This is a genomic window from Halobacteriovorax sp. HLS (assembly GCF_004006665.1).
GTDB lineage: Bacteria > Bdellovibrionota > Bacteriovoracia > Bacteriovoracales > Bacteriovoracaceae > Halobacteriovorax.
The window spans coordinates 44,984-61,005 of the sequence record NZ_QOCL01000016.1; the positions used below are offsets into that span (position 1 = coordinate 44,984).

General features: G+C 34.9%; 15 protein-coding genes. 14 read left to right on the top strand and 1 reads right to left on the bottom strand.

The window, feature by feature from the left end; genetic code table 11:
- Window positions 1-68 precede the first annotated feature (68 nt).
- The 14 genes from DPQ89_RS17600 (at window position 69) to DPQ89_RS17665 (ending at window position 15,293) form a co-directional block, all read left to right on the top strand.
- Window positions 69-1,178 carry an AMP nucleosidase gene (locus DPQ89_RS17600; protein WP_127718360.1) on the top strand — a complete coding sequence of 370 codons (1,110 nt, stop codon included), beginning with the start codon at window positions 69-71 and terminating at the stop codon, window positions 1,176-1,178.
- Between the two features lie 27 nt (window positions 1,179-1,205).
- Complete coding sequence (locus DPQ89_RS17605; protein ID WP_127718361.1) at window positions 1,206-2,243, top strand: rod shape-determining protein; 1,038 nt, start codon at window positions 1,206-1,208, stop codon at window positions 2,241-2,243.
- A 24-nt stretch (window positions 2,244-2,267) separates the two neighbouring features.
- Window positions 2,268-3,107 carry a hypothetical protein gene (locus DPQ89_RS17610; protein WP_127718362.1) on the top strand — a complete coding sequence of 280 codons (840 nt, stop codon included), beginning with the start codon at window positions 2,268-2,270 and terminating at the stop codon, window positions 3,105-3,107.
- 2 nt (window positions 3,108-3,109) lie between these two features.
- Window positions 3,110-3,895: a hypothetical protein gene (locus DPQ89_RS17615; protein WP_164848514.1), complete on the top strand. Its 786-nt coding sequence runs from the start codon at window positions 3,110-3,112 to the stop codon at window positions 3,893-3,895.
- Window positions 3,896-4,807: an ABC transporter permease gene (locus tag DPQ89_RS17620; RefSeq protein WP_127718364.1), complete on the top strand. Its 912-nt coding sequence runs from the start codon at window positions 3,896-3,898 to the stop codon at window positions 4,805-4,807.
- The gene (locus DPQ89_RS17625) at window positions 4,807-5,652 is read left to right on the top strand and encodes an ABC transporter permease (protein ID WP_127718365.1); all 846 of its coding nucleotides are present in this window, start codon (window positions 4,807-4,809) and stop codon (window positions 5,650-5,652) included. Before DPQ89_RS17620 ends, DPQ89_RS17625 begins: the two co-directional genes overlap by 1 nt.
- A gap of 60 nt (window positions 5,653-5,712) precedes the next feature.
- A complete protein-coding gene (gene nagZ, locus DPQ89_RS17630) occupies window positions 5,713-6,783 on the top strand; it encodes a beta-N-acetylhexosaminidase (protein ID WP_127718366.1) in 1,071 nt (356 codons plus the stop codon).
- An 84-nt stretch (window positions 6,784-6,867) separates the two neighbouring features.
- Window positions 6,868-8,082 (top strand): type II secretion system F family protein, encoded by a 1,215-nt coding sequence (locus DPQ89_RS17635; protein ID WP_127718367.1) that lies wholly within the window; start codon window positions 6,868-6,870, stop codon window positions 8,080-8,082.
- A complete protein-coding gene (locus tag DPQ89_RS17640) occupies window positions 8,082-8,432 on the top strand; it encodes a DUF192 domain-containing protein (protein WP_127718368.1) in 351 nt (116 codons plus the stop codon). Before DPQ89_RS17635 ends, DPQ89_RS17640 begins: the two co-directional genes overlap by 1 nt.
- Window positions 8,420-9,985, top strand: a complete 1,566-nt coding sequence (locus tag DPQ89_RS17645) for an FHA domain-containing protein (protein ID WP_127718369.1) — start codon at window positions 8,420-8,422, stop codon at window positions 9,983-9,985. The genes DPQ89_RS17640 and DPQ89_RS17645 overlap by 13 nt, the downstream gene beginning before the upstream one ends.
- Window positions 9,982-10,968 carry an FHA domain-containing protein gene (locus tag DPQ89_RS17650; RefSeq protein WP_127718370.1) on the top strand — a complete coding sequence of 329 codons (987 nt, stop codon included), beginning with the start codon at window positions 9,982-9,984 and terminating at the stop codon, window positions 10,966-10,968. Before DPQ89_RS17645 ends, DPQ89_RS17650 begins: the two co-directional genes overlap by 4 nt.
- Window positions 10,949-13,228, top strand: coding sequence for an FHA domain-containing protein (locus DPQ89_RS17655; RefSeq protein WP_127718371.1), 2,280 nt, complete (start codon window positions 10,949-10,951; stop codon window positions 13,226-13,228). The genes DPQ89_RS17650 and DPQ89_RS17655 overlap by 20 nt, the downstream gene beginning before the upstream one ends.
- A 2-nt stretch (window positions 13,229-13,230) precedes the next feature.
- Window positions 13,231-13,971, top strand: coding sequence for a PP2C family serine/threonine-protein phosphatase (locus tag DPQ89_RS17660; protein ID WP_127718372.1), 741 nt, complete (start codon window positions 13,231-13,233; stop codon window positions 13,969-13,971).
- Window positions 13,972-14,018: 47 nt separating this feature from the next.
- Entirely contained in the window at window positions 14,019-15,293 is a 1,275-nt protein-coding gene (locus DPQ89_RS17665) for a response regulator (RefSeq protein WP_127718373.1), read from the top strand.
- Here the strand turns inward: DPQ89_RS17665 and DPQ89_RS17670 are convergent.
- Window positions 15,290-15,988 (bottom strand): biotin--[acetyl-CoA-carboxylase] ligase, encoded by a 699-nt coding sequence (locus tag DPQ89_RS17670; protein WP_127718374.1) that lies wholly within the window; start codon window positions 15,986-15,988, stop codon window positions 15,290-15,292. The genes DPQ89_RS17665 and DPQ89_RS17670 overlap by 4 nt on opposite strands.
- Window positions 15,989-16,022: the final 34 nt, after the last annotated feature.

Below are 16,022 nucleotides of genomic sequence, written 5' to 3' on the forward strand. Positions count from 1 at the left end.
TGTCAATAAAAAGAGCTAAGTGGTACATTTTACAGAGTGTTTTTTTAACATAAAAGGAATTATCGACTATGGCCGTCAAAGGAAAGACTGCGAAAAAGAAGGTATCTTCTTCAAAGAAGAAAGCTACCAAAAAAGCAGCAAAAAAAACTACAACTAAGAAAGCTCCAGCAGCTAAAAAGGTTGCTAAGAAAAAAGTGACTAAAAAAGCTCCTGTAACTAAAAAAGTTGCACGTAAAAAAGTTACAAAAAAAGCAAAGTCGACCTTGAAGGTTCTTGCATCTCCAAGTAGTGCGATAGCACCAAGTGCTGATCCTTATTCTCTTGTTAGAATGACAACAAAGAAAAGTGTAAACTCTGTAGAAGAGAAGAAGGCAAGTCTTCGCGCGAGAAGAATTCATTGGAATGAAGATAAAAAGAAAATCGCTGTAGATATGCTTGAGCGATACACTGGTCATAATATTGAAGACTTTCAACAGCAAATTATTTTAACTAATTTTCATTATTACGTAGAGAGATTTAACTCATTACTAGATGATGCAAACTACACTAAAGGTTCTGCCTTTAAAGCTTCTTCTTCAAAAAAAGCAAAAGTAACAATTGTAGAATTTGGTGTTGGCTCAGCTATGGCCGCTCTTATTGGTGAGCTTGTTTCTGTAGTATCGCCTAAGGCAGTTCTCTTTTTAGGACTTGCTGGTTCTGTGCATCCATCTTTGAAAGTTGGAGACTTTGTTCTACCTATAGCATCTGTTAGAGCAGAAGGTGTTTCTGATCACTTTCTACCTCCACAAGTTCCGGCCCTGCCAACGTTTAAAGTTCAAAAATTTGTATCACAAATTTTAGTTGAGCATGGACATGACTATAGAACTGGAACAATTCATAGTACTGATTTCCGTTTCTGGGAATTTGATGATCGTTTCAAGCAAAACCTAATTGAAGAAAGAGTTCTAGCTGTTGAAATGGAAACTGCTGCATTATTTACAGCGTGCTTTGTTTCTAAGGTTAATATTGGAGCATTACTTCTAATATCTGACTGTCCTTTGAAGAAGGGTGGAATTAAGACGAAGAGTTCTGCAAAAGAAGTATTTAGAAAATATACAGATATTCATATCGAACTAGGGATTGAGGCAATGGCCGATATCGCAGAACGTGGTGAAAAAGTTAGACATTATAATTGGTAAATAAAAAATCATATAAAGGATTTAGTGATGTTCAAGAAATTTTTAGACTGGTTTTCAAACGATTTAGCAATCGACCTGGGTACTGCAAACTGTTTAGTTTATGCAAAAGATCGAGGAATAATTGTTAACGAACCTTCTGTTGTTGCTGTTCACCAAGGAATGAAGGGTGTGAACAAAGTTCTTGCAGTTGGGAAAGAAGCAAAAGAAATGCTAGGGAGAACTCCTGGTAGCATAAAGGCCATCCGACCAATGAGAGATGGAGTTATTTCAGACTTTGAAGTAACACAGGCCATGCTTAAATACTTTATTCAAAAATCACTAACTGGATCTAAGCTGATTAAGCCTAGAATTATAATTTGTATTCCTTTTGGGATTACTCAAGTTGAAAAACGTGCAGTTAAAGAATCGGCTGAGCAGGCTGGAGCAAGAGAAGTTTACCTTATTGAAGAGCCAATGGCTGCTGCAATAGGTGCTGGTCTTCCGATCACTGAGCCATCTGGGAATATGATTGTAGATATCGGTGGTGGAACAACTGAGGTTGCTGTTATCTCTCTGGGTGGGATCGTATACTCTCAATCAGTAAGAGTTGCTGGCGATAAATTTGATGAAGCGATTACTTCATATATTAAAAAGAAGTATTCTCTTTTAATTGGAGAAAGAACTGCTGAAGCGATTAAGATATCTATTGGTAACGCGTATCCATTTGATGAAGAAGTAAAAACTTTTGAAGTGAAAGGTAGAGATTTAATTGCAGGTGCGCCTAAGATTATTGAGGTAACTTCGGATGAGATTAGAGATGCGCTTTCAGACCCAATTTCTGAAGTTGTTGAAGCAATAAAAGTTTCTCTAGAAAAGACTCCACCAGAACTGGCAGCAGATATCGTTGATAATGGTATTATACTTGCTGGAGGTGGTTCATTGCTAGCAAACTTGGACGTACTAATTAAAGAGAAGACAGGGTTACCAGTTTCATTAGCTGAAGATCCTTTAACTTGTGTGGTAAGGGGCTGTGGTAAAGCACTAGAGTCAATTCACTTACTAAGACAAGTTGCTACATTATCTTAACCTTTTAACAAAGGGGTGGCTTTCATGGTAGAAAGCTCAAAAGAAAAGTTCACAGGATTGAACTTAGATGAAATATCTTCAAAAATATCTAGTTTCACTAATAGTGAAAAGACTATTCGAATATGGAGCAGGGATGAAGAACCTTCCCTTGCTTTTGTTCGTGGTTATAGTAGGCCATCGTTAACTCTTGATGCATCCAGATCACTTAACGAAATTGAAGTTTCTAAGAAGATCTTTATAAATTTTTCTTTCAATGGAGTTGATTATTTTGCTAAAGGTGTTGTCGAGAGCTCTAATAATGGAATTGTTGAATTAAAACTAGATGAAACAGTTTTTAAAAGTGAGAAAAGGTTAAGTGAAAGACTGCTGACATTTCCACATCACCAAGTATACTCATATTTCAAGGTGTTCTCTGAAAAAGAGCAAAGTAATATAATCTCGCTTAATAAAGTTAAAAATGAAAAAGAAGAAGTTTTAGAGAGTTTTGCAACTCAGAGAATGAAAGAAATTCTTAATGACGATGCAGTGTCTGATCTAATGGGCTTTAGGATCATGGATCTATCTAGCACTGGATTATCTTTTTTAGCAAACAACAGAGAAACTAGTTACTTTGCTAGCTTTAGCGAAAATAGCTCTATCGAATTTACTTTAATGTTTAATGGTGTTGCCTACACTTTAAATTGTGCAGAGATTATCTATATTGTCGATTTTGTAAATTCAAGAGCGTCACGAGTTCCTATGAAGAAAATAGGAATTCAGTTCAATGAAAATGAAAATCTTAAAGAACAAATAATGGGCCTTATCAACGAGAAAGGCGCTTTAAGAGAAGTTGATAAGAGTTTTGAAACATTTTTAGCGGAGTAAGCATGTCAAACCTCCTCTTTTTTTCTTTTTTTATTCTATTGAGCTCATGTGCATATATCAAACAGATGAGCGGTGGTTCAGTATTTTCTAATACTCCTCAAGGATCTAATACAGCTAAAGTTGTGAAGAAGTTTCAATTAAATGATAAAGCGGGGAAGTTCTTTGTCGTTCGAGAAAAAGGTTTCAATAAGAGCAAAAATCAGTTCATTGTAAAAAAATCTGTTCAAAATCCAGATTCAGGAAAAGAGTTAGAGAAACTCATTGTTATTTCTAAACTTGGAAATATAAAGAAAAAGCTGTCTATTTTAAAGCCTGATATCTCAGAGTATAGTGTTTGGTTTGATGGCAAAAGATATACTTCGACGATGAAGGTGAATTCAAAGACAAGATCTATGGAAGTAAGTTTGAATTCTCCTGAAAAACAATGGCAAGGAAAGAGAAATATTCCGTTCCCGTCAGGTAAAGGCGTTTATTGTTACTTTTCTCAAATCACTGAGTGCGCAAGGGCAACAGGGTTCATCGAAAAGGCCATTAATAATGATGGTGGCTCTATGAAAGTTGTTATTATTTGGGAAGGTTATCCGTATTTTCAAGAGCAGTACTTAAATGTTCCAAATAGTGTTTTTTCTCTTGGTACTTTTGAATACGATGGAAGAAATGCAAATGGAGAAAGAAGATTTACTTTAAGAACTAATAATCAATCGATTTTTTATTTCATAGATAATAATTTTGAATTAGAAAAGAAATTCTGGGTCTCGCAAGGCTTCTCAATGGTGGAATCAAAATAAATGAACGAATCAATAAGAAAATTTAGTTATTCACTCTTTACTATGTTCCTAGCTGTCACTGCAATTTTTATAGTTCTACGAGCGACACCAGGTGATCCAGTTGAAAAGATTTTAGGTCCAGAAGCTAAGGTAGAAGAAATTGCCAAGATGAGATCTGACCTAGGTCTTGATAAGCCTCTAGTTATTCAATTTAAATCCTACCTTGTAGGAATTGTTAATGGTGATATTGGATCATCACTATTTAAAAATGTTCCTGTTACAACACTAATTAAAAAGCACATGCAACCTACTGCTGTTTTGGCATTTGTCTCTGTAACTTTGGCAATGATTATAGGGACAATGTTGGGGATATGGGCAGGGTTCAAGAAATCCGGATATTTTGATAATGTGTCACGTATTATTTCTTTAATTTTTTTATCGTTTCCTATATTTTCACTAGCTCCAATTTTAGTTTATATATTTGCAATAAAATTAAGAGTTCTTCCTGTAAGTGAGTGGGGAACAATTTCTCAAAGTATTTTACCACTAGTAACCTTAGTCATTCCTTTGAGTGCTGTTCTTATGCGTGTTTCGAGAAACAAACTATTGGAAGAGTCCAGTTCACCTTGGGTGCAAGTTTTAAAATCAAAAGGAATGGCAGATAAGGATATTTTAATAAGACTTACTAAGGTTTGTATGCCGACGATATTAAATGTCGTGGCCATTCAATTGTCCGTTGTTCTTGCCGGAACGATGATTACTGAAACGATATTTGATATTCCAGGGATGGGGCTTTTACTATTTGAAGGTATTCAAAATAGAGATTATCCGGTCGTTCAAGGAGTTATTCTATATTCAACAGTAATATATATGGGGATTTATTTTATTGTAGATTTTATAAATGCGAAAATTGATCCAAGGATTGTTTCTTAATGAAGAAGAATAATATAAATAAAGAAATGAAAATAGGTTCTATACTTATAGCTGCATATCTCTTTTGGGCCTTAGGTTGGATTATTTATAGTAATTTCATTATGGGCTCGATCTCATCGCCTTATTTTCCTAAAGCAGATATGACTTTAGAGCTGCTAAATCCAGGAACAAAAGGTTTTTTCCTTGGTACAGATATTTACGGTAGATCAATTATTGAAATTTTATCTGCTGGACTTAGTTACAGCTTAGGAATTTCATTACTTGTGAGTATTACTTCAGCAACGATAGGGATTTGTATCGGATACCTATCCATTACTGGTAATAAGACAATAAAGGTATTAAGTGACCTCGTTATCAATTTAATTTTTATTTTTCCAAGTATTCTTATTGCAATAATGGTTATGTCAGTTATTGGTCAATCATTTTGGGGACTCGTTTTTGCTTTGATCATTACTGGATGGCCAGGTTATGCGAGGATCGCTCGCGGTGAGACAATGAGGGTAATGGGATTAACATATGTGGAAAGTGCCCGTGCTATCGGTATTACAGAATTGAGATTATTTTTAAAGGTTATAGTTCCGTCAATACTACCTTTGATGATGGTTCACATTGTATTAGGTGTTAGTGGCGTTATCATAAGTGAAGCAGCATTAGGCTTTTTAGGTTTAGGTGGATCTGAATACTCATGGGGAGCAATGTTATCAATTGCTAAAACAGTACTTCTCGAAGCACCATATATTGTAATTATATTATCAATTGTTATGGCCGGTTTAATAATTGGATTAAACTTACTTGGTGATGGATTAAGAGATTATCTTGATCCGAGGAAATCATTTTCGAGTTAAGTAATTTATAACCAGTATATAATATAGAGATTTTAGATTATTATGTACTGAGGAGAGAATATGAGTAATTTAGGACAATTAATTATTACAGGTATTTCAGGTACATCTTTAACTGACGAAGAAAGAGATTTTCTTGAAAAAGAAAATATTGGTGGTGTAATACTGTTTTCCAATAATTATGAATCGCCTGCTCAGCTTGCAGAGCTAGTAAATCAAATTCAAACAACAAGAAGAGAATATCCATTATTCGTATGTGTTGATAACGAAGGTGGGAGAGTTTTTAGATTTAAGACTGGATTTACGACTTTTCCTCCAATGCTAGATATTGGTCTTCTAGATTCTCCTAAGACCGTTTTTGAGTGTGCTCAAATTATGGCAAAAGAACTAAAAAGTTGTGGAGTTAATGTAAACCTAGCTCCAGTTTGTGATATTTATAATAACGAATTAAATAAAGTTATTGGAGATCGTGCTTTTGGAAAAGATGCAGAAACGGTATCAAAGTATATATCTTCAATAATTCGAGGATTGCAAACGAGCGATATATTATCTTGCGCCAAGCATTTTCCAGGTCATGGAAATACAACTAAAGACTCTCACTTTGATCTGCCAATTGTAAAAAAAACGATTGAAGATCTACGTGCAGAAGAATTTATCCCTTTCGTTAAGGCCGTAAAAGCTAGAGTAGAGTTTGTTATGATGGCACACTTAATAGTTGATTCAATTGATGAGGAACTTCCAACATCCCTTAGCCCAAAGGCCTACCAATTGTTAAGAGAAGAACTCAGGTACAATAAGCTTATTATTACCGACGATATGCAGATGAAAGCTATTGATGATCGATATTCTGTAGAAGATGCCGCAGTTATGGCAATAAATGCAGGAGCTGACATCGTTGAATATAAAGATATGTCTTACGCTAGACGTGCATTAGATGGACTTAAAAAGGCGCAATTAAATCAAACGTTAAAAGTTGAAGTTATAACAGATAGATATAGTAGAGTAATGGACTGTAAAGAGAGACTTTTAAAAGACTACACCCCTGTCTATATTCCAGATATCGGAAAGAACATCGCAACGATAAATAGTCAGAACTATATGGATGAAGTAAGAAAGAAGATAGAAGAATTGTAGACCATATTTATCTAGTAATTTTTAAGCCAAGATATTTTTGCCCTTTCTAAGTGAAGTCAATTCCTTTTGATATTCTATACTTAGATGAAAAAATCAACATACTCTATTATTTATAATTTGTTTCTACTTTTCTTTATGGCGTTTTCTTTTGATGTTGGCGCACAAGGTAAAAGGTATGAAGACTTAAGCACAAGAGAGCTTACGGCCTTTTTAAATGAGGCATGTGATAAAGGTCAGATGGCAAACTGTTATGAAGTTGGTCAAATGTATCTTTCATCTTCTCAAGAAGTAAATAAAGTAAAAGGTAGAAAGAAGATCATCATGGCATGTAAAGGTGGTCATCAAAATGCATGTGACTATTTAGATGGTGGATTATCTAAGGATACTGGTTCTCCAATTCTATACTACTCTTCAATTATTCTTATAGGACTTGCGATCTTTCTTGTAACTATAATGATGTTTCAAGATGAAGAGGAGTTCAAGGCCGCAGAAAAGCTTGATGATGGTGCTAAGAAAGATGCACCAACTGAAAACTACGGAATAGTTCTTCGCTACTCTAAACCATTTTTTAAGAGATATGTGACGCCGATTGTTTCTTCGATGAAGTCCAAGAAACATATTAAAGAGAAATATAGACGTAAATTGGCATCAGCTGGTTTAACAAATGTGCTTTCACCTGAAGACTTCTTTTCTTTTAAAATATTTCTAATCGTTGGATTTCCAATAGTATTTATAGCTGTCCGTGTTTTTCTAGAAGAGACATGGCCATTGTCGATCATTCCAGTGATTGGAGCCGTTGGATTTGTTTATCCAGATATATGGATAAAGGGACGGATTCAAATGAGACAAAAAGAGGTCATCATGGCGATGCCTTTTTGTGTTGATATGCTTGCCTTATCAGTAGAAGCGGGTTTGGACTTTGTTGCTGCAATGACAAAGGTTGTAGAAAAGGCGAAAAGAACACCTTTGTCTGAAGAGTTTGAAACCATGATTAAAGAGATACGAATTGGAGCAAGTAGAGCAGAAGCTTTAAGAAACTTGGCATGGAGAATTGACCTTATTCAAATTTCTTCATTCTGTGCAACTCTAATTGCTGCAGATTCTGTAGGGGCATCGATTGGTCCTATATTAAAAGCACTATCGGTAGAAATTAGGCAAAAGAAATCATCTGAGGTTGAAAAAGCAGGAGCCACTGCTGCAACGAAAATTCTATTTCCTATGCTTTTTCTAATAGTTCCTGCGGTTTTTATAGTCGTTGCGGCTCCAATAGTACTTGAATTAGTAGTGCAGAAAAAATAATGAAGAGATATTTAATAGAATGTAATGATTTAAAAATTTGTAATAACGCTAAAGTAGCAAAAAGCTTTAGCTCAAGACTGATTGGTCTAATGTTTAAAGAAAGTATGAAGGACTTTGATGGATTATTAATAACACAGTGTAATTCGATCCATACTTTTTTTATGAAATATGATTTAGATCTAATTTTCTTAAATAAGGATTATGAAGTAATTAAAGTAATTGAAAACATGAAACCTTGGAGAATGTCATTGATGTATTTTTCGGCGACTCAAGTTTTAGAAGTCGTCGCAGGAACATTACAGGGGCGGATTGTTAAAGGTAATAAACTGGATATTAAATGTATAAACTAGTCGTTGTTGGCGGAAAATTAAGAGGTGAGGAATTCGTTTTAGAAAACGGAGAAAATACACTCGGTCGAAGTGAAGAATGTAGTATTCCGTTTGCTGTTAATGGTGTATCTAAAAAACATATGGCCGTCACAGTAACAGGGGATGCTGCTTATTTGCAAGATCTTGGAAGTTCTAATGGTACTTTTTTAAATGGTAAAATAGTTAAAAGAGCGACTATTAAGAATGGCGATAAAATAGCATTACCAGATTCAATTTTACAGGTTGTGTATGTCGCAGAGAAAAAGGTCGTAATCAAAAAAAGAGCTACCAGTGAAGAAGATGAAGATGATGTAGATTTCATTACAGATATCCCTCCTGTGCCGGAGTCATTACCTGCTAAGATTATTTGGGCATTTAAGTATAAAGTGATGCCTGTCTTTCATGGAATAAATGAAGAATATGAATGGAGAGTTCTGTTTGGAATTCTTTTGGCACTTTTAAGTGTCGTAACTATTACTTTAACTATTTTTCCGGTAATTCAAACAAGTCGTAGAACTCTTTTACTTGAAACAGCTGAGCGTGGTGCGCACTATGCAGAAGAGATTGCAAGAACTAACGCAAAAGCTCTTGAAACAAAGAATTTAGATCAGTTGAATACTGCATTCATGAATAATATTAAAGACGTAAAAAGTTACGATCTGTTTGACCTTGAAGGTCGAATTGTAAGACCGCTTGTGCGTATGAATAGTTATATTGATGATACTCACTCTATTAAAGTGAAGGAATGGGCTGAAAAGACTAAGAATGATGAACTGTCCGTTTATAAGAAAAGGCTACCTGATGATGAAATCGGAATCGGTAGAAAAATTGTTTCATACAATTTTAAGACAGGAGTTATGGAACCGGTAGGTGTTATCGCCATTAGGTTTAGCCCAAAGTCACTCGCTGTAGAGGCACAAGAAAGTACAAAGTCTTATCTAGAAGCACTTATGACTTCTTTCTTAGTGGCCATCATATTCTTTGCAATTGTTTATTACTTAACAATACGTCCACTTGAAGAGATGAAATATCAAATTGAAGAGTCCCTTCGTGGAAAGAGAAGAAATGTGGAGAGTCGATTTCTATTCAGTGAAATGAATGGCCTTAGATCATCGGTAAATTCAATTTTACAACGAATTCGTGAACTTCAAAGTGAAGAAGCAGATAGCGAATTTGCTGAAATGGAGTCTGATGAAGGTTATGTAAATAGCTTGAAAGAATTTATGAGAGGCGCGGGCGTAGGTGTTATAGTTCTTAATTCCGAAAAATCCGTTGAAGCTGTAAATAATGAAGCTGAAGATATAACAGGAATAAGAGAATCAAGTTCTCAAGGAATGAATATATCTGATGTATCTAGAGAGAAAGGGTTTGCTGGCACAGTTATTGAGCTATGTGATAACTCTGCTAATAATGGTGGTACTAATCAAGAGGGAGAATATGAGTTACAAGGGAATCCGTATGCGATCCACGTAACAGCACTTTTAGGCAGAGATAACTTTGCTAAAGCTTTTTATATAACATTTGTTAAAGCATGAAGTCACAGAACGTAAGAATAACAAGAGATTTAACTAGACCAGAAGCTGAAGGCGTTCACTTTCGTCTTTTGTGTATGACTGGGAAAAATAAAGGTCTTGTATATTACCTTAAAGGTAAGCGGGTTGTTCTAGGACGTTCTGATAAAATTGATGTTCAAGTGTTAGACACTAAGAGCTCGAGAGAGCATGCCGAGTTAACAAGATTTGGGAATACATATATCGCAACAGATCTTGGTTCTCAAAATGGTATTATCATTAATGATCTTAAAGTTAGTCAACACCAATTGACTGATGGAGATAAGATCATCATAGGTCAAACTGTGTTTAAGTTTAATATCATAGTTGTGAAAAATGAACTCATCGAAGTAGATGAAGAAGATGAAGACGAAGAAGATGATGACGAGGAATACGAAGAAGAGGTAACAAAAAAATCAAAGAAGAAGGCCGCTTCTCCTGCTGATAAGAAAAAAAAGTTAATATACGCCGCTGTCGCTGTTCTTCTTGTCGTTATGTTCTTGCCAAGTGAACCGCCGAAAAAAACAACAAAAAAACCTGTCGTTGCGAAAGAGGATAAATCATTGGCGGAAGTTTTACGCAATCGCAATAAAGACTATGATCAAGAAACTGAAGAAAAGATAGATGTTATACTACATAGAGGTTATAGGGAATTGAGAGAAAATAACTATATGCGAGCAATTGAAGAATTTAATATGGCCTTAATCTTAAGTCCAAATCATGGGAGGGCAAGTGCTTCTCTTGAAAAGTCTAAAATGTTGCTAGATGAACAAGTTAAAAGTCAGTTTAATAAAGCAAAAAGAGAGATTGACTCTCTGAAATATCAGAAAGCCGTAAGGATTTATTGTTCAATCCTTAGGTATTTGCAAGAAAAGCCTGAAGATGAAAGATATAAAAGGGCAGATAAAGAAATTAAAGCAATAATCGATGAACAAGGTTTGAGGGCGGATGAAGTTAAGTGTTTCTAAAAATAATATTCCGTATGAAGACTTTGACTTAACTAGCGAATTAACAATTGCTGGTCAGGGACTAAGCTTCTTGATTGGACGCTCTTCTGAGTGTCATGTTCACCTTGATGATAAAATGGTCTCTAGAGAACATGCTGTTCTTGAGTTTAATCAGAATAAGTGGAAAATTAGACAGGTATCAGAGTATAGTCCACTTAATATAAATGGAAAAACTGTTACAGAATCAGAGATTAATTCTGGTGATATGATAATGATAGGACCTTTTGCTCTAACCTGTTTTGTTACGAATTTATCCATACCAGCGAAAGAAGAAGCTAACGAAGAAATAGTAGAAGAAAATATAGCAGAAGAAGCTGTGGAGGGAGAAGATGTCTTCACTGAAACTATTGCTGTTTCATCTGAAGAAGCGATACAGGAAGATCCTCTAGATCTAGATAACGAAAATGAGGATGTAGATGATTTAGATCCTGTTACTAATGCTGGAGGAAGCTCTCAAATTGGTGAAGCAACATCGTTTTTTTCAGGTCAAAATGATGAAGTCGAGTTTCCTGAAGACAATGATGGAACTGAAAGCTTCGGAGAACAAATTGATGGTGAAGCAGATCAATATTCTGATGAGTATGCTGATGATGGTTATGAAGATGACTATGGACTAGATGATGATTATGAGGAAGATGATAAGACCCAAGTCTTGCAGTCTTTTGCATCATTTGCGTTAGAGCTTTTTGGAGAGTTTGCACCTTATGACAAATATAATATTGAAGAGACTGAAGTCATCATAGGACGTGACCCTGCAAAATGTCACATTGTTCTTAACGACCCCGAAGTTTCTTCGACGCATGCAAAATTAAAGAAGAATAATATAACTTGTATATTGGAAGATCTTCAATCAGGGAATGGAACCATTCTCAATGGTGAGAGAATTAATCAAACAGTATTAACCAATTCGGATGAATTTATCATCGGTTCAACTACTTTTACTTTCCATGTTGGCTCAGACTTCTTAGATAAAGAAAAAGATCGTTTGATGCCCGTAGAGGAAAATCAGAGTGTTGAAGTTGAAGAAGTAGTAGAAGTCTCTGAAGATTATGAAGGAGACGTGGAAGACTTCGAATTTACGGAAGGTGGAACTTTTGGAGAAACTGAGTCCGTTGGACCTGTTCCTCTATTTTCTAAAGCCGCACTAAAAGATCCTGTTCAAAGAAAGAAATTAATTTATGGTGTCGTAGGAATATTATTAGCGATTGTCTTTCTTGCTCCTGATCCTGCAACTGAAGTAAGTAAAAAAAATAAAGAAAAGAACGCAAAGATTGAAGCTGGTCCAAAAAAGGCCCTTTCAACTCCGGAAATCAAGCTTAAACCTGAGCAATTAGAATTTGTAGATGCTCAGTATCAACTTGCAAAAGAATTAATTGAAACTGGAAAGTATGAACAGGCAATTTTTGAAATTGATAAGCTTAAGCAAGTCATTCCTGAATATAAGAACTCTAATCAGTTATATAATGTCGCTAAGACTAATTTGGCCCGAATTGAAGAACTAGAAAGAAAGCGAAGAGAAGAAATTAGAAAGAAAGTTCTACTCGCAAAGGTTGCTAAGTTAGTTGTCAAAGCTAAAGAAGCAACTAAGGAGAGACAAGAAGCTCTAGCAAGATCTCTATTTCAAGAGATCTTAAGCCTTGACCCTGAAAACTTTGATGTTCCACAGCTAAAACTAGAGTTGGATGAGTGGAAAAAAGAAATAGATCGTATTGCTGTTGAAAAAGCTGCAAGGGAAGCGGAAAGAAAGCGACAAATTAAAGAACTCGAGCCTGGGAAAACTTATTACACAAAAGGTGATTGGCATAGAGCGACGCTCAAACTGGAAACTTTTTTGAGACTTCAGGGCATGGATGCTGATCTAGTAAAAGAAGCAACAAAAATGCTTAAAGAATCAAAAGAGAATTTGAATAATGTTATTCAGCCTCTTCTTGGAAAGGCACGCTCTTTAAGTGAAGGCCAAGATCTCAAGGGCTCGTATGAGACGTATAATAAAATATTGAGTTTTGACCCAACTCATAGAGAGGCATTAAATGAAATGGATGCAATTAGAACAACTCTATATACCAGATCACGTAAGGTTTTCAGAGAGGCCATTATTGCAGAATCGTTAAGTCTTTTTAATGAAGCAAAAGAGAAATTTCAAGAAGTTCAACAAATATCTCCATCTGATAGTGAATATTATCAAAAAGCTACAGATAAACTCAAAAACTATTTGGAGTGAAAGTGGTAAAATTAAAAAGTTACAGTGTTCATACTAATCAGGGTCCGTATTTACAAATTAATGAAGATGACGCAGTTGTTGATTTAAAAAATAAGCTCTATTTAATTTTTGATGGCTTCGGTGGTTCAAATATTGGTGACAAGGCCGTAGCTCAATTAAAGGAATCAATTTTAAAGTTTTATACTAAAATTGGAGGGGACCCTGATTCAACATTTCCTTTCTACTATAGTCATAAATATTTAATTGAGGGAAATGCTCTAGTAAATTCGATGCATCTAGCGCATGCAAATCTAAAAAAAGAAAATCAACAAAAAGACCTTTCTTCAAGAGGAGGAGCATCGTGTATAGCTGCTAGTCTAGCAGACTCTATTCTAACCTTTGCTTCTACTGGTAATTGTTGCGGCTATATCTTTCGTAGGGGTGTTTTAAAGAGAATTGTTCACCCAGACTCTTTAGAAGCCCTTAGTGAAGACTCTTACGAAATACAATTTAGAACAACTCCTATGAGCGGGTTTGGTCTATTTGACGATCTTCATCTTAATGTTTTAGAGCACAAAGTAATTCCTGGTGATCTATTTGTTCTCATGACTGATGGTGCATATTCAAGACTAAGCAATGATGAGATTAAACATATAATTGAAGTAGCAGACACAAATGATGGAACAAAAATTGATAAAATTAACGAACTGGCCAATCAGCGAGGAAACTTAGATAATCAGTCGACTATTTTTCTCCAGTTTTAATAGAATAATCAGTTGCTTACCGGCCCATTATAGGTGACAATATTTTTATGGCAGAAAAAATATTAGTCGCAGATGACAGTCTTACAATTCAAAAAGTTATAGCAATCACTTTAGCAAATACTGACTATGAATTAGTCGAGTGTTTGTCACATAAAGAGCTTGTTTCTCAATTAGAATCAGATACATTTAAATTAGTTCTATTAGATTTTAATTTATCTGACTCAAAATCAGGTTACGAACTTGGACAAGAAATTAAAAAATTAAGTTCAGATGTTTCTGTACTAGCAATGCTCGGTACATTTGATACTGTTGATGATCAACAACTTTCAGATTCGGGTATTGAAGATAAAATTGTAAAACCTTTTGAAAGTGAAAAATTCATTCAAAAGTGTAGAGCTCTTATTGAAAATAGTGATGCTACTTTAGAAGATGATTTCGCTGAAGTGGAAATCCAACAAGACTTTGGTAATGATGAGATCGAAGAAGAGCAAGAAATTGGTTCTGATTGGGTTGTAGACTCACCAAAGCCTGATGATATTTCTAGCTCAAGTCTTGAAGAAGTTGATCAAAAACCGACAAGTGCTGAATTTGATACTGATACTGCCAAAAATGCCCTATCTGAAGAAATGAATAGTTGGGGAATCGAAGTTCCAGATGTAATTGGTGAAGAAAAGAAATTTGGAATTTTTCCTCCTAAGATTGAATCTGATAATGTCGAACAATCTCTTGAGGAGAATCTTCCTGATGAGAGTGATTTAGTTTATCCAGAGTTTGGAACTAGCGAGTTTGAAGAACTTGACCTTGATGATGATGAAGATCTAGATGCTACAGATCCTTCTTTTCAAATGCCAACTGACTTTAATGAAAGTACTGAAAATGTGCTATCAATTGAAGAAGAGATTGATGGAGATGAATTCTGGGCCGTAGATGAAGACGGTGAGAGTGATTCTTCTAATGTTGTTTCAATCGAAGATGTAACACAACTAAGTCCGAGTGAGAATATTTCTGATATTGATGATTTAGATGATCTAGAAGAAGAGGAAGTAGATCAAATCTTTTCTGATCTCGAAAATGAAATCGATTCTGAAAAAGAAAGCTATCATGTAGCTGAAACAAAGAATATCCCTATTGAAAAGCTTGATTTTGATTCGGATGAAATTGTTGCACAAGTAAAAGAATCACTCACACCAATTTTAGAAGAGCTTGTTAAAAAATTCTGTAAAGATAAGATTGAGCAGGTTGCATGGGAAGTAATTCCTGATCTTGCTGAGAATTTAATAAAAAAAGAAATTAAAGATATTTCTGATAGCTTAGAAAGCTAGATTAGATAAATTGAACCTGAGTATGCTTTTTGAATAAGCCCTTTGTCTTCTATAAGGGCTTCTCCACTGCTTCCAATACCTTTAAAAACTCCTTCCAAATGAAATGTATCATCTTTTATAAGCACATTTTTATTCATGTGAGCACATTTATCATTCCATTTCTTAATAACTTCAATAGAAGAGATTCTATTACTTAAAATATATTCATATAGTTCTAGAGATATGTTTTTAATTTCCTCATTGCTTAGAGATTTATTTGTTATTGAAGAACGTCCAAATTTAAATTCTTCACACTTTTCTATTTTTTCTGATTGACCAAGATTTAGACCAAGTCCTGCAACAATTTTCTCTGAATATGTTTGACATAGAATACCTCCACATTTGAATAAATCATGAGTGAGGATGTCATTAGGCCACTTGAGTTGAAGCTTATACAGACTTAAGAAGTCACAAATTAATACGCCTAGTTCTAATGAAGTTAAAGTTAGAACTTCATTAGGCTTAACTGTAAAACTTAGCGCTAGAGAATTGGAAGCGCTTTGCCATGTATTTCCTTGCCTGCCTCGACCAAGTGTTTGAAAAGAAGAAGAGAAAAGCAGTGGTTTTGTTGTGGAATTTGCTCTTAGGTACTCTAGTATTTGAGTTTGTGTTGAGTCACATTGAGGGCTATGAAAATGGATAACTTCAAGAGACATTAATATTTTCCATAGCTTTTCAAAGCTTCGTTAA

What these genes read in the sequence shown, in the direction of transcription:
- DPQ89_RS17645 (WP_127718369.1), top strand. Translation starts at nt 8,420, where the DNA reads ATGTATAAACTAGTCGTTGTTGGCGGAAAATTAAGAGGTGAGGAATTC.
- DPQ89_RS17615 (WP_164848514.1), top strand. Translation starts at nt 3,110, where the DNA reads ATGTCAAACCTCCTCTTTTTTTCTTTTTTTATTCTATTGAGCTCATGT.
- DPQ89_RS17625 (WP_127718365.1), top strand. Translation starts at nt 4,807, where the DNA reads ATGAAGAAGAATAATATAAATAAAGAAATGAAAATAGGTTCTATACTT.
- DPQ89_RS17635 (WP_127718367.1), top strand. Translation starts at nt 6,868, where the DNA reads ATGAAAAAATCAACATACTCTATTATTTATAATTTGTTTCTACTTTTC.
- DPQ89_RS17605 (WP_127718361.1), top strand. Translation starts at nt 1,206, where the DNA reads ATGTTCAAGAAATTTTTAGACTGGTTTTCAAACGATTTAGCAATCGAC.
- DPQ89_RS17665 (WP_127718373.1), top strand. Translation starts at nt 14,019, where the DNA reads ATGGCAGAAAAAATATTAGTCGCAGATGACAGTCTTACAATTCAAAAA.
- DPQ89_RS17650 (WP_127718370.1), top strand. Translation starts at nt 9,982, where the DNA reads ATGAAGTCACAGAACGTAAGAATAACAAGAGATTTAACTAGACCAGAA.
- DPQ89_RS17670 (WP_127718374.1), bottom strand. Translation starts at nt 15,988, where the DNA reads ATGTCTCTTGAAGTTATCCATTTTCATAGCCCTCAATGTGACTCAACA.
- DPQ89_RS17655 (WP_127718371.1), top strand. Translation starts at nt 10,949, where the DNA reads ATGAAGTTAAGTGTTTCTAAAAATAATATTCCGTATGAAGACTTTGAC.
- DPQ89_RS17600 (WP_127718360.1), top strand. Translation starts at nt 69, where the DNA reads ATGGCCGTCAAAGGAAAGACTGCGAAAAAGAAGGTATCTTCTTCAAAG.
- DPQ89_RS17620 (WP_127718364.1), top strand. Translation starts at nt 3,896, where the DNA reads ATGAACGAATCAATAAGAAAATTTAGTTATTCACTCTTTACTATGTTC.
- DPQ89_RS17610 (WP_127718362.1), top strand. Translation starts at nt 2,268, where the DNA reads ATGGTAGAAAGCTCAAAAGAAAAGTTCACAGGATTGAACTTAGATGAA.
- DPQ89_RS17640 (WP_127718368.1), top strand. Translation starts at nt 8,082, where the DNA reads ATGAAGAGATATTTAATAGAATGTAATGATTTAAAAATTTGTAATAAC.
- nagZ (WP_127718366.1), top strand. Translation starts at nt 5,713, where the DNA reads ATGAGTAATTTAGGACAATTAATTATTACAGGTATTTCAGGTACATCT.